Annotated in this window: 14 protein-coding genes; 11 read left to right on the forward strand and 3 right to left on the reverse strand. The window is 47.0% G+C overall.

Features of this window, described 5'->3' with window-relative positions; genetic code table 11:
* Positions 1-143 precede the first annotated feature (143 nt).
* From scrA to CJU60_RS01675, 3 genes are all read left to right on the forward strand, one after another.
* On the forward strand, positions 144-1,529 hold the full coding sequence (gene scrA / locus CJU60_RS01665; protein ID WP_024123281.1) for a PTS system sucrose transporter subunit IIBC: 1,386 nt from the start codon (positions 144-146) through the stop codon (positions 1,527-1,529).
* The gene (gene sacA, locus CJU60_RS01670; RefSeq protein ID WP_095712744.1) at positions 1,526-2,965 is read left to right on the forward strand and encodes a sucrose-6-phosphate hydrolase; all 1,440 of its coding nucleotides are present in this window, start codon (positions 1,526-1,528) and stop codon (positions 2,963-2,965) included. The genes scrA and sacA overlap by 4 nt, the downstream gene beginning before the upstream one ends.
* 93 nt (positions 2,966-3,058) lie before the next feature.
* Positions 3,059-3,307 carry a hypothetical protein gene (locus CJU60_RS01675; RefSeq protein WP_024123279.1) on the forward strand — a complete coding sequence of 83 codons (249 nt, stop codon included), beginning with the start codon at positions 3,059-3,061 and terminating at the stop codon, positions 3,305-3,307.
* A gap of 214 nt (positions 3,308-3,521) precedes the next feature.
* On the opposite strand, the gene CJU60_RS01680 is transcribed toward CJU60_RS01675, so the two are convergent.
* Complete coding sequence (locus CJU60_RS01680) at positions 3,522-4,337, reverse strand: bifunctional hydroxymethylpyrimidine kinase/phosphomethylpyrimidine kinase (RefSeq protein WP_024123277.1); 816 nt, start codon at positions 4,335-4,337, stop codon at positions 3,522-3,524.
* 144 nt (positions 4,338-4,481) lie between these two features.
* On the opposite strand from CJU60_RS01680, the gene CJU60_RS01685 reads away from it, so the two are divergent.
* The 5 genes from CJU60_RS01685 (at position 4,482) to CJU60_RS01705 (ending at position 7,616) form a co-directional block, all read left to right on the forward strand.
* Positions 4,482-4,820 carry a PadR family transcriptional regulator gene (locus tag CJU60_RS01685; protein ID WP_095712745.1) on the forward strand — a complete coding sequence of 113 codons (339 nt, stop codon included), beginning with the start codon at positions 4,482-4,484 and terminating at the stop codon, positions 4,818-4,820.
* Positions 4,813-5,448 (forward strand): permease prefix domain 1-containing protein, encoded by a 636-nt coding sequence (locus tag CJU60_RS01690; RefSeq protein ID WP_095712746.1) that lies wholly within the window; start codon positions 4,813-4,815, stop codon positions 5,446-5,448. Before CJU60_RS01685 ends, CJU60_RS01690 begins: the two co-directional genes overlap by 8 nt.
* 47 nt (positions 5,449-5,495) lie before the next feature.
* Positions 5,496-6,023, forward strand: coding sequence for a hypothetical protein (locus CJU60_RS01695; RefSeq protein WP_095712747.1), 528 nt, complete (start codon positions 5,496-5,498; stop codon positions 6,021-6,023).
* A gap of 95 nt (positions 6,024-6,118) precedes the next feature.
* Complete coding sequence (locus tag CJU60_RS01700; RefSeq protein WP_095712748.1) at positions 6,119-6,925, forward strand: glycosyltransferase family 2 protein; 807 nt, start codon at positions 6,119-6,121, stop codon at positions 6,923-6,925.
* A 13-nt stretch (positions 6,926-6,938) separates the two neighbouring features.
* Positions 6,939-7,616, forward strand: coding sequence for a uracil-DNA glycosylase (locus CJU60_RS01705; protein WP_024123272.1), 678 nt, complete (start codon positions 6,939-6,941; stop codon positions 7,614-7,616).
* A gap of 24 nt (positions 7,617-7,640) precedes the next feature.
* Here the strand turns inward: CJU60_RS01705 and CJU60_RS01710 are convergent, their stop codons facing one another.
* Positions 7,641-9,011 carry an aldehyde dehydrogenase gene (locus tag CJU60_RS01710; RefSeq protein WP_095712749.1) on the reverse strand — a complete coding sequence of 457 codons (1,371 nt, stop codon included), beginning with the start codon at positions 9,009-9,011 and terminating at the stop codon, positions 7,641-7,643.
* A 166-nt stretch (positions 9,012-9,177) separates the two neighbouring features.
* Here CJU60_RS01710 and CJU60_RS01715 point away from each other — a divergent pair, with 166 nt between their 5' ends.
* From CJU60_RS01715 to CJU60_RS01725, 3 genes are all read left to right on the forward strand, one after another.
* Complete coding sequence (locus tag CJU60_RS01715) at positions 9,178-9,495, forward strand: YwdI family protein (protein ID WP_095712750.1); 318 nt, start codon at positions 9,178-9,180, stop codon at positions 9,493-9,495.
* Between the two features lie 19 nt (positions 9,496-9,514).
* A complete protein-coding gene (locus tag CJU60_RS01720; RefSeq protein ID WP_095712751.1) occupies positions 9,515-10,837 on the forward strand; it encodes a purine/pyrimidine permease in 1,323 nt (440 codons plus the stop codon).
* A 62-nt stretch (positions 10,838-10,899) separates the two neighbouring features.
* The gene (locus CJU60_RS01725) at positions 10,900-11,271 is read left to right on the forward strand and encodes a DUF423 domain-containing protein (RefSeq protein WP_095712752.1); all 372 of its coding nucleotides are present in this window, start codon (positions 10,900-10,902) and stop codon (positions 11,269-11,271) included.
* 45 nt (positions 11,272-11,316) lie between these two features.
* On the opposite strand, the gene gerQ is transcribed toward CJU60_RS01725, so the two are convergent.
* Positions 11,317-11,862 (reverse strand): spore coat protein GerQ, encoded by a 546-nt coding sequence (gerQ, locus tag CJU60_RS01730; RefSeq protein ID WP_024123267.1) that lies wholly within the window; start codon positions 11,860-11,862, stop codon positions 11,317-11,319.
* Positions 11,863-12,035: the final 173 nt, after the last annotated feature.

Consider the following 12,035-nt stretch of genomic DNA (forward strand, 5'->3'; position numbering starts at 1 on the left):
CGTATTCTTTATTCGAATAAGCGGGATTGTGACTGGTAAAGCAGGCAAGACCTAAAATTTGCGTAAATGAAAAAGGATCGTTGTGTCCTTTATTCGTTGGCGAATTTTAGGTCTTTTTTTGTTTATAAAAGGGGGAGAAGAAGATGGATTACAAAGAGACTGCAAAACGCCTCATTGAGCTTCTCGGGGGACAAGAAAACATTATCAGCGCGGCTCATTGTGCGACAAGACTGCGTTTGGTGATTAAGGATGAATCAAAGATAGATCAAGCACAAGTAGAAGAGCTTGAAGGCGTCAAAGGCGCTTTCAGCAGTTCAGGCCAATACCAGATTATTTTTGGAACAGGCCTTGTCAATAAAGTGTATGACGCTTTTTCTAAGGAAGCCGATGTAGAGCGTGAAGAACATGTGAATCACCAGGATGCTGCTAAAGAGAAACTGAACCCTGCGGCGAGATTTGCGAAAACGCTTTCGAATATTTTTGTTCCGATCATTCCAGCCATCGTAGCCAGCGGCCTGTTAATGGGGTTATTGGGAATGATCAATGCCTTTCATTGGATGAGTAAGGACTCTGCGCTGCTGCAGCTCCTCGATATGTTTTCAAGCGCGGCATTTATCTTCCTGCCGATTTTGATCGGGGTCAGCGCTTCAAAAGAGTTTGGAAGCAATCCGTATTTAGGAGCGGTCATCGGGGGAATCATGATACACCCCACTCTTTTGAATCCATGGGGTCTGGCGGAAGCATCACCTGATTATATGCATCTTTTCGGGTTTGATATCGCGCTTCTCGGATATCAGGGAACTGTCATCCCTGTTCTGCTGGCAGTTTACGTCATGAGCAAGGTAGAGAAATGGACAAGAAAAGTGGTTCCGCATGCGGTCGATTTGCTTGTTACGCCTTTTGTTACTGTCATTGTCACCGGGTTTGTCGCATTTATTGCCATCGGTCCTCTAGGAAGAGCGCTTGGCTCCGGTATTACTGTTGCTTTAACATATGTGTATGATCATGCCGGTTTTGTCGCAGGCCTTCTTTTCGGAGGCACCTATTCACTGATCGTCCTGACAGGTGTTCATCACAGCTTCCATGCGATTGAGGCGGGGCTCATTTCAGATCTTGGCAGGAACTATTTATTGCCGATTTGGTCTATGGCGAATGTCGCCCAAGGCGGGGCCGGCCTTGCTGTCTTCTTTTTAGCGAAAAAGGCAAAAACGAAGGAAATCGCTCTTCCGGCGGCATTTTCCGCTTTTCTAGGCATTACAGAGCCTGTCATTTTCGGGGTGAACCTTCGATACCGGAAGCCGTTTATCGCCGCCATGATCGGGGGCGCGTTGGGCGGCGCGTATGTCGTATTTACACATGTTGCTGCAAACGCTTATGGGTTAACAGGCATTCCGATGATTGCCATTGCAGCACCGTTTGGCTTTGGAAATCTAGTAAACTATATGATAGGAATGGTTATTGCAGCAGTATCAGCATTCATTGCGGCGTTTGTCATGAAAATTAACGAAGATGAGGAGAGAAAAAAATGACAGCACATGATCAGGAGCTGCGTCGCCGGGCTTATGAAGAAATTGAGAAAAAAGAACATATTGCTGACAGCGATCCGCACCGCCAGCACTTTCACATCATGCCTCCGGTTGGTTTGCTGAATGATCCAAATGGCGTGGTGTATTGGAAAGGAGTCTATCATTTGTTTTTTCAGTGGCAGCCGTTTCAGACGGGGCATGGCGCAAAGTTTTGGGGGCATTATACGACACGCGATCTTGTGAATTGGAAGCGGGAAGAGATTGCGCTGGCTCCGAGTGATTGGTTTGATAAAAACGGCTGCTACTCGGGCAGCGCTGTTGTCAAAGATGACCGGCTCTATCTGTTTTACACAGGAAATGTCAGGGATCAGGATGGGAATCGGGAAACGTATCAGTGCCTTGCTGTATCGGATGATGGGCTGACCTTTGAGAAAAAAGGGGTTGTCGCCCGCCTTCCTGAAGGCTATACAGCTCATTTTCGCGATCCGAAGGTGTGGGAGCATGAAGGAAAATGGTATATGGTGATCGGTGCGCAAACGGAGAACATGAAAGGCCAAGCTGTTTTGTTTACTTCCGATAACCTGATAGAATGGGCGTTTCTCGGCCCGATAACAGGTGCCGGCCTCAACGGACTGAACGGTTTCGGGTATATGTGGGAGTGCCCTGACCTGTTTTCTCTTCAAGGCTCCGAAGTGCTGATTGTCTCGCCCCAAGGACTTGAAACTGACGGCTATCGTTATCAAAATGTGTATCAATCTGGATATTTTGTAGGCCGGCTCAATTATGAAAAAACGGGACTGATGCATGCTGCGTTTACGGAGCTTGATCAAGGCTTTGATTTTTACGCGCCGCAAACACTTGAAGACGATCAGGGACGCCGGATACTGTTTGCGTGGATGGCTGTACCTGATCAGGATGAGAAGGATCATCCGACGAAAGATTATCACTGGATTCACTGCATGACGCTGCCGAGACAGCTGACGCTATCAGGGGAGAAGCTGATTCAGCAGCCGCTTCCCGAGCTGAAAGCGATGCGGAAAAATGGGCAGGAAGTTCAAATCAACATGTATGGATCGTCTGGTACGCTGCCAGTCGAAAATCCTGAAAGAGCTGAGATTTTGATTGAAGACATTAATACGGAGTCTGGTTTTGAAATCGATATCCGAGCCACTGCCACATTCTCTTTCCAGAAGGAAGAAGGGCTTATCACGCTAACGCGCACAAGCTTTGACGGTACAAGAACAGAAGCGAGACATTGCCGAATCAGCAATCTGCACACAGTGCACATGTATATCGACGCGTCATCTGTGGAAGTCTTTATCAATCATGGGGAAGAGGTATTCAGTGCGAGATATTTTCCTTTCCCGGGAAATGATGAAGTGACAGCGAGATCAAATGGAAAATCTGAAATGAAAGTCGTAATTTGGACACTTATGTAGAAAATCCTCCTATTTTCTTATGTGAAATCTGTGCCATCTGTGCTATTCTTCAACGATAACCTACTATTTTTTTCTGTAAAAGGAGTTGTTTTCTTGAATATACATGAACAGAAGATAACACCGGAATGTTTAGAAAAGGCTGCGGATCATGTTGAGGATAAGCGGGAAGAATATAAGGATGTGCTTCTTCAGCTGAAAAAAATGCTTCGGGGAACATCGCCGCATAGTGAAGCGGCAGAAACCCTTTCACGGGCATATGAACAAATGAAGGAATATGCACTTTTTGTTCAGTCTATAGAAACATTTTTGAGATCATCTGCGAACAATTTAAAAACCAAATAAACAGGCTGCCGATGTGATCGGCAGTTTTTTCTGTTGCAAAAGAGGACTACTTTCAAGTATGGAAGCGGCAGATGAAACGCACAAAGACTCTTGTGATATAGACATTTTTGAGGCGGACGGTTACGAAGATGTGAAATGGAATGCGACAGAGCGTCCCAATATGTAAGATTGAACATAAAAACAGGCTGCCTCTTTATAAGGCAGCCTGTTACGCTTATGATTGCTTATTCAGGCGCAAAGCAGAATGCTTCGTAGGTCCGACATACTGATTCAGCGGGAAGGATTCTTTAATCGCAGCTGTAATAAATTCTTTCGCCGCGTAAATCGCTTCTTTGACTTCCGCACCTTTTGCGAGTTCTGCTGTCACCGCTGCGGAGAACGTACAGCCGGCGCCATGTGTATAAGGCGTATCAATCATTTCGCTTTCAAGGACTTCCGCTGTTTCTCCGTCATACAGAACGTCTACAGCTTTTTCGTGTTTCAGCTTGCCTCCGCCTGTAATCACAACATATTGAGCACCGAGGGCGTGGATTTTTTTCGCCGCTTCTTTCATGTCTTCAATCGTTTTTAATTCGCCCATCCCGCTGAGCTGGCTGGCTTCGAACAGATTTGGCGTAATCACGGTAGCGAGCGGTGCCAATTGTTCACGCAGGGCTTGCGCGTGCTCTGGATAAAGGACCTCATTTGCCCCTTTGCAAACCATAACCGGATCAATCACGACGTTTTGCAGTTGTTTTTCCTTGATCGTTTTCGCCGCAAGCTCAATAATTTCAACGGTTGGCAGCATTCCTGTTTTCATGGCGTCCACACCAATGCCGTCTACAATCGTTGCGAGCTGGGCGCGAATCGTGTCAGGATCGATCGGAAAGACTTGATGGTCCCAGCTGTTGTTTGGGTCCATCGCGACGATCACCGTTAAGGCCGTCATCCCGTATACGTTTTTTTCTTGAAATGTTTTTAAATCAGCTTGAATTCCCGCGCCGCCGCTGGAATCGGAGCCGGCAATCGTGAGTGCTTTATGCATAGACATGTGTTGAACCTCCATCAATGTTTTATATCTCATTATAGTTAGATTTTCTGCTTATCACAATATGAAAGGTTTATAGGAATCAATTGACAATATCAGGGTGATTTCGTAAAATGCTACATAAGAAAACTAGGTAGGGGTTTTGTCATGTTAAATCGTGAGCTGATTAAAGGCAGCACTGTGATATTGGTATTAACGCTCCTGAGTGAGAGGCCGATGTATGGCTATGAGCTTGTAAAAGAGATGGGAAGCCGCAGCGATCATGAACTGCAAATGAAAGAGGGAACATTGTATCCTTCCCTTCATAAACTTGAACGGCAAGGATATATTTCTTCCTATTGGGAGAAGCAGGAGAAAGGCCCGGATCGTAAGTATTATCGGATTACAGAAGACGGCAGAGAGATCCTGGCAGAGCGCACAAAGGAATGGAGCATGTTTTCAGCCATGATGGACCGAATGCTGAAGCGGGGCGGACAGAATGGATAAAGAGACTTATTTATATAAAGTGAAAAACGGGCTTAAAGGGGTTTCTGATTGTGAAGCGATGATCGAAGAGATCGAAAACCATATTGAACACCACTTGTTTCACTCCATTCAAGAGGGAAAGAGTGAGGCGGAAGCCATGGAATGTTTGCTTCGGGAATTTGGCACACCGGATGAGATTGTGTCTTCCTTTCAGAAAGAACAGCCTGTATCCGCCCGTACGTTTTTATTATTCCATCTTTTCTGCAATAGTGCTTTATTTGCAGCAGGTATTATCATTACGGCATTGCATGCATGGTTAGAATCTCCCTTTGTTCATGCAGTGTGGAAAGGCATTTCTGTTTCTGTGTGGCTGATTTTAGCTGCTTATATTCTCTATTGGGTGCTGATTGGGTACCAAGGCGTCAGGGAGTTCGGGCAACGCGGTGAACGGCTTGTTTTACATACGATTCTTATTTCCATGATGCCGAACGTTATTTTTATGTTTGTTTTTCTGTTTGATCTCGTTCCTGCTGCGCTGTTTCAATCTTTGCTGACACCTTGGTTTATAGGGGCGTGTGCTTGTGCTACGCTGTTATTTCCGGCGTGCGGACGAATAGGCTGTTATTTTGGCAGGTGCCAGCTTGCCTGATGTTTTAGGTATATACATAGAAATTCTATGTAATAAGGGGGATTGTTATGAGACTCGGCTCTTGTTTATATGGTTTTGTTATTCATGTGGCTGTATTTTTGTTTGTGGGTGCCTCCATGCTTTTGGTTATGGCTGTGTCCGTACCGCTTGTTTTTTTGCTCGATAGGCTGCCAGATGTTGTTTTTACTGCTGGTGCAATCATTTTTCTATTATTCTTCTATTCTATAGGCTGGTTTTGGGCACTCAGGCTTGCTTGCCACCAACGCATGCGTCTGTTTGATGTTCAATTGGGGTCCTTTGTTCTGCTGGCCTTGCTGATTGGTTTGTTCTTGTCAGATGGAACGAGTGTTTTTGAAATTGTGAGTGATTGGGACGATGCAGGCTGTGCTTTTGTTCCGCCGGCATTCACTTTTTTGTGCCTTTCTTACGCATTGGTGCTGCTGCCGGTCTATCAATCGAAGCTGTGGCATCTCGTCCTGCCGAATGGCGTCCGCCTGAAAGATGTTATTCGTGTATGCGCAGATCTGATGCTGATTATGGTGCTTCTGGTAGGCGTCACATTGCTGTTTCTGTAGTTTCCATTTCACAGTTCGGTAGGATCTTCCCACTGATCTCCCGTCCAATATATGTTTTAATAGTACATGACTATGAAAATGAGAAGGAGAGCATCATGAAGATTTCTATCGTAATTGTGACCTATAATCGGATTCCGGCTTTGTGCGAGCTGCTGGAGTCGATTTCGCAGCAGACTATGAAGCCGTATGAAGTCATTATTGTCAATGATGCCGGGGAATCGGTTGAGCGGGCCAAAGCACTGTATCCGGATCTGCCGATTGTTGTGATTGATTTAGAGAAGAACTCAGGTCATGTGGCCGCGAGAAATGCGGGTGTCAAAGAGGTGTCAGGCGACTGTATCATGCTTTGTGATGATGATGATTTCTTCACGCCGGGCCATCTGGAAAGAATGGCGAAGGAAATGGAAACGGCAGATTTCGTTCATTCTGATGCCGAAATTGTGTCGTTTGAAGAGAGGGAAGGGACAAGATATCCGATTTCGCGGAAGTTATTTGCGTATACCGCTGATTATGAGGATATGAGAGTGTTCTCGACCTACGTGCCGTCGGGCAGCATGTACAGACGTTTCCTGCACGATGAGATCGGGTATTTCGATGCTGATGTGCATAATTATTGGGACTGGGATTTTTACTTGCGTGCAGCGAAGGATTACCGGGTCAAGCGTGTGCCTTGTGCCAGTGTGATATATGCATTCAGTGACGCGGGAGACAATCAGTCCGCAGACCTTGGCGCCAAGCGGAAGCAATATTTGGATCGTTTAAGCGAGAAGCACGGACTAGGGGAACTGCCGACGAAAAACTTTGCCGTCCTGCTTGAAGAGCCTGACATGAAGAGGCGGGAAGCACAAAGTGAGATTGTTTGGGATGGCAAACCTGTCTATTCCAGACTTCATCGTTCGTAAGGAGGTTTGCATCTTGAAACAGCTTTTACAGGACAGCTGGTGGGAACAGCTGAAGGAAGAGTTTGAAAAACCGTATTATCAAGAGCTGAGAGAAATGCTGAAGCGGGAATACATGGAGGAGACGGTCTATCCGGACAGCCGCGATATCTTTAATGCGCTGCACTATACGCCGTACGATGATGTCAAGGTGGTCATTCTCGGCCAAGATCCGTATCACGGGCCTGGACAGGCTCAAGGCTTAAGCTTCTCCGTAAAGCCGGGCGTGAAGCAGCCGCCTTCATTAAAAAATATTTTTCTCGAGCTTCAGGATGATATCGGATGCAGCATACCGAATCACGGGTCGCTCGTCAGCTGGGCGAAGCAGGGGGTTCTTTTGCTGAATACCGTGCTCACGGTGCGGCGCGGACAGGCGAATTCCCATAAGGGAAAAGGCTGGGAGCGGCTGACTGACCGGATGATTGACGTGCTGAATGAAAGAGAGCGGCCGATCATCTTTATATTGTGGGGCCGGCATGCCCAAATGAAAAAAGAACGGATCGATACGTCCAAGCATTTTATTATTGAATCGACGCATCCCAGCCCGTTCTCAGCAAGAAACGGATTTTTTGGCAGCAGGCCATTTTCAAGGGCAAATGCCTTCTTGGAGAAAATGGGTGAGGCTCCGATTGATTGGTGTATAAAGGATTTATAAAAAGCGCAGATGGCCTGCGCTTTTTTATTTGAGTATTTTTCGAATCAAACGCAGGCCGTTTTTGGAGGGTGGATAACGGAAAACGAAGTCGAAGCGGTTCGTTTGCTTGACGACACTTTTTTTATGCGTAAATGTATTAAAACTGTCAAATCCGTGATAGCTGCCGATTCCGCTTTCTCCCACGCCGCCAAATGGCAAATACGGTGTCGCGGCATGCATTAACGTATCGTTGACACAGCCGCCGCCAAACGACAGGTTTTCTAATACCTCTCGTTCAATTGTTTGGTTTGTCGTAAACACATACAGGGCGAGCGGCTTGGGACGCGACTTGATTTTCTCAATGACTTCATCGATGCCGCGATATGTAAACAGCGGAAGAATGGGTCCGAAAATTTCCTCTTGCATTACAGGGGAATCATCTGTGACTTGATCGAGAATGGTCGGCGCTATTTTGTGGTGCCTGTGATCGGCTTGGCCGCCGCTTAACGCGACACCGTCTTTCAGAAAGCTCAGCAGCCGCTGATAGTGGCGTTCACTGACGATTTTGCCATAAGCCGGATTCAGTTCGGGCTGCGGTCCGTAAAACTCGCCAATGACACGCTTCATTTCTTCCGCAAGCACTGTTTTGATGTCTTCGTGAACGAGCAAATAATCCGGTGCGATGCAGGTTTGGCCCGCATTCGTAAATTTCCCGAAGACGATGCGTTTGGCGGCAAGCTTGATGTCAGCATCCTTATGCACGATGCAGGGGCTTTTGCCTCCGAGCTCTAAGGTGACAGGAATTAATTGTTTGGCCGCCGCTTCCATGACAACTTTTCCTATGGCGACGCTTCCCGTAAAAAATATGTAGTCGAACGGCTGCTGTAATAAAGCTGTGCTGATGTCCGGCCCGCCTTCCGCCAAAGCGACATAATGGTCCGGAAAAACGTCGCGGATGAGATCGGAAAGAACAGCCGAAACAGCTGGCGTATATTCTGAGGGTTTGAGAACGACCGTGTTTCCGGCCGCAATGGCTCCGATCAGTGGAGAAAGCGCCAGCTGCAAGGGATAGTTCCATGGCGCAATCACCAAGACGGTGCCATACGGCTCGGGGATAATGACACTTTTGGAACCGATATGGGTCAATGGCGTTTTGACTCTTTTCGGCTTGGCCCATTTTTTCAGCCGTTTCATCACAAAGCTGATTTCCTCCAGAACGATGCCGATTTCCGTTGAGTATGCTTCTTGTTCAGATTTGTGAAGATCCTGATAGAGAGCGGCTGTGATGTCTGCTTCATACGCTTTGATGGTGTGTTTCAGTTTCTTTAAGACGTCCAGTCTTGAGTCAATTGATTTCGTATGCCCTGCCGCGAAAAATGCTTGATGGCTGCTGACAATAGAGGGGATGCTGTTCATATTCTCTCTCCTTCCTGCGGGTCATGGTGATTCATTATGTGAAAATTGTCTTCTGCTTGTCAAATGCGAGGCGCTTGTCAGAAAAAATAACAAACTCTTTTCTGCGTTTGCGGCGGGAATTTGATAAAATGCAGGGAGACTACATTTTATTTTTGGAGGATTTTTTATGAACATTCATATATCCGCTTTGATTCAGAAGATGGAAGAGGAATTGAAGAAAGCAAAGACGGCTGAAGGTGATGAGGAGCTGAAGCGTCACGTGGCGGTCGTCCGTTCTTTGTGCGACGTCGTGCTGGATCAGCCGGAGACGGGGAGCACGCCGCGCATTCAGCCGAGTGTCACGGCAAGTCCTTCGGCGCCGCCTTCGACAGACCAGCTGCTGATGGAAAAAATGATGGGCAGCGCGGGATTAAACAAATATCGGAAGCAGGAAAAAGATAAGCAGGAAGAGGATGGAAACGGAGAGTCTTTATTTGATTTTTAATCAGAAAGGTTGAGCTTACGTGAAATTGGTTCTTGGCGCTCTGCAATGGACAGCGTTTATGATTGCCGCGGCGATTGTTGTTCCGGTGGCGGTTGCCCAGTCGTTTCATCTGGATCATTCAGATTCTGCACGGCTGATTCAAAGCACTTTTTTTGTATTGGGAATTGCCGCAGTTATTCAGTGTTTGAAAGGACACCGGCTGCCTATAAATGAAAGCCCTGCCGGCTTGTGGTGGGGAGTGTACACGATCTACGGCGGCCTGACCGGAACGGTGTTTGCGACATATGGCGAAACATTGCGCGGCTTGCAGGGGGCGCTTCTTGTAAGCGCTGTATGTTTCTTTTTGTTAAGTGTCTTCAAGGTCATTGATCGGCTTGCTGCCTTGTTTACTCCGGTTGTGACAGGGGTCTATTTGCTGCTGCTCGTCATGCAGCTGAGCCAGCCGATAATAAAAGGGCTTCTCGGCATCGGCTATTTAAAAGACAGCGTGGACGGTCTTGTATTTGTCCTGGCGCTGGTTGTCGTCGCCGCAGCTTTTATCATGTCAAATTCTCATATCGTTTTTTTAAAGCAATATTCTATTTTATTGGCCCTTTTCGGCGGATGGGTGCTGTTTGCGGCTACGGGCGTTGCGAAACCGATCGAAATGCCGGATCGGCTGTTTCAGCTGCCGTCTCTGTTTCCGTTCGGTGCTCCGTTATTTAACAGCGGCCTAGCCATCACCTCGGTTTTTATTACGATCCTGCTGATCGTTAACATGCTGGCAAGTATGAAGGTTGTGGACATTGCGGTGAAAAAATTCGGCAAACAGACAGATGGAAAGCGTCATGAGCGCCCTGCCGGTTTTGCGGCTGCATTCAGCCATTTGCTGAGCGGTTTGTCTGGAGCCATTGCACCGGTTCCGATTTCGGGAGCCGCGGGTTTTATTGAAACGACAAAGATGCCTTCTAAAAAGCCGTTTGTTCTCGGCAGTATGCTGGTCGTTTTCATCAGCGTGATTCCGTTTTTTATGAATGCGTTTGCGAGTCTGCCGTCACCCGTTGGATTCGCGGTAAACTTTGTTGTGTTCTCGGCAATGGTTGGTTTGGCGTTTACTGAATTTGATTCCTATGAGAAATCAGAGCTGAAAAGAGTGCGGGCTGTGATCGGCATTTCACTGCTTACAGGTGTCGGCATTATGTTTGTGCCAGAAAGTGCATTAAAGGATATGCATCCGGTGTTTATTTCTCTGTTAAGCAACGGGCTTGTCTTAGGGACGCTTGCTGCAATAGCGATGGATCAGCTTCAGCTTTGGCGCAGGAGAAAATCCGACAATCTCGTGTCATCAGAGAACAAACATTGAATTTTCATACAGGTGCGATATGATAATTGATATGAGTTTAACGAAAAGGCGGGAGAGAATAGATGAAAGTATTTATTATATTAGGCGCTATTAATGCCATGCTTGCCGTGGGCCTCGGGGCATTTGGCGCACACGGATTAGAAGGGAAAATTCCTGATAAATATCTTCAGGTTTGGCACACAGGCGTGCAGTATCATATGTATCACGCGCTGGGGCTTTTTGTTGTCGCGTTTCTTGCGGATAAACTGTCTGGCATCGGCAGCGTCACAATAGCCGGCTGGCTGATGTTTGCGGGGATTGTGCTGTTTTCCGGAAGCTTATACATCCTCAGTGTGACGCAAATTTCCATTCTCGGGGCAATCACGCCGCTTGGCGGTGTGGCGTTCATTATTTCTTGGATCATGATCGTTGTCGCAGCCGTCAAATATCTATAAATAAAAAAGCCAATCCTCATGATATGAGAGATTGGCTTTTTTTCTTTATCTTGGCGAATAGGATGACATCGAGTATGGGTACGTATATGCAATTTCTTCATCAAAGGTAACGTAATCAAGATAGATCGTCAGCAGAAGATAGCGGGTTCCTGTCTTTGGATCGCTGATAATAATGTGATCCCGGCCCGCAGCCTCGATGACGCCGCGAAAAATCTTTGATCCCCACTCTTTGCTGTTTTCAAATGTCATATAGATGGTAGCCGTTTTTCCCCTGTTCAGGCGCAGTATATTCTCGATATATGATTCCTCGACAGGCAGCATGCCGGGAATGTTTTGGCCGCCCGATGGCGTCGGCCCCGATGGAATTTGAAACCCGCCGCCCTGGCCTTGCTGCTGAGTGGGGAATCCGAAGCCTTGCTGCCCCTGCTGCATGGGCATTTGCTGCATTTGTCCCATAGTCTGCATTTGTGGGCCTTGCATTTGCGGGCCTTGCCCTTGCGGCTGCGGGTACGGATTTGGGCCGAATTGAGGCGAATACCCCTGCATATCATATCCCTGCATTTGCTGATATTGATTTTTTTTCGGTTTCATATCGTTCCTCCTTTTTATGAAAACCATTCAGAACATGTTCCGGATGTATAAATAAACGATCCGAGATGACTCACCTCCGATGACAAACGATCTTAGTCGCTATTGCGATTTTTATCTCTTTCACCTTATGAGGCCAAAGCTTGGAATATGCTGAAAAAAAGAACAGTGAGCGT

It is taken from the genome of Bacillus sp. 7705b (assembly GCF_002289525.1).
Classification (GTDB): Bacteria; Bacillota; Bacilli; order Bacillales; family Bacillaceae; genus Bacillus; species Bacillus halotolerans.

What these genes read in the sequence shown, in the direction of transcription:
- scrA (WP_024123281.1), top strand. Translation starts at nt 144, where the DNA reads ATGGATTACAAAGAGACTGCAAAACGCCTCATTGAGCTTCTCGGGGGA.
- sacA (WP_095712744.1), top strand. Translation starts at nt 1,526, where the DNA reads ATGACAGCACATGATCAGGAGCTGCGTCGCCGGGCTTATGAAGAAATT.
- CJU60_RS01680 (WP_024123277.1), bottom strand. Translation starts at nt 4,337, where the DNA reads ATGTCTATGCATAAAGCACTCACGATTGCCGGCTCCGATTCCAGCGGC.
- CJU60_RS01685 (WP_095712745.1), top strand. Translation starts at nt 4,482, where the DNA reads ATGTTAAATCGTGAGCTGATTAAAGGCAGCACTGTGATATTGGTATTA.
- CJU60_RS01690 (WP_095712746.1), top strand. Translation starts at nt 4,813, where the DNA reads ATGGATAAAGAGACTTATTTATATAAAGTGAAAAACGGGCTTAAAGGG.
- CJU60_RS01695 (WP_095712747.1), top strand. Translation starts at nt 5,496, where the DNA reads ATGAGACTCGGCTCTTGTTTATATGGTTTTGTTATTCATGTGGCTGTA.
- CJU60_RS01700 (WP_095712748.1), top strand. Translation starts at nt 6,119, where the DNA reads ATGAAGATTTCTATCGTAATTGTGACCTATAATCGGATTCCGGCTTTG.
- CJU60_RS01710 (WP_095712749.1), bottom strand. Translation starts at nt 9,011, where the DNA reads ATGAACAGCATCCCCTCTATTGTCAGCAGCCATCAAGCATTTTTCGCG.
- CJU60_RS01715 (WP_095712750.1), top strand. Translation starts at nt 9,178, where the DNA reads ATGAACATTCATATATCCGCTTTGATTCAGAAGATGGAAGAGGAATTG.
- CJU60_RS01725 (WP_095712752.1), top strand. Translation starts at nt 10,900, where the DNA reads ATGAAAGTATTTATTATATTAGGCGCTATTAATGCCATGCTTGCCGTG.
- gerQ (WP_024123267.1), bottom strand. Translation starts at nt 11,862, where the DNA reads ATGAAACCGAAAAAAAATCAATATCAGCAAATGCAGGGATATGATATG.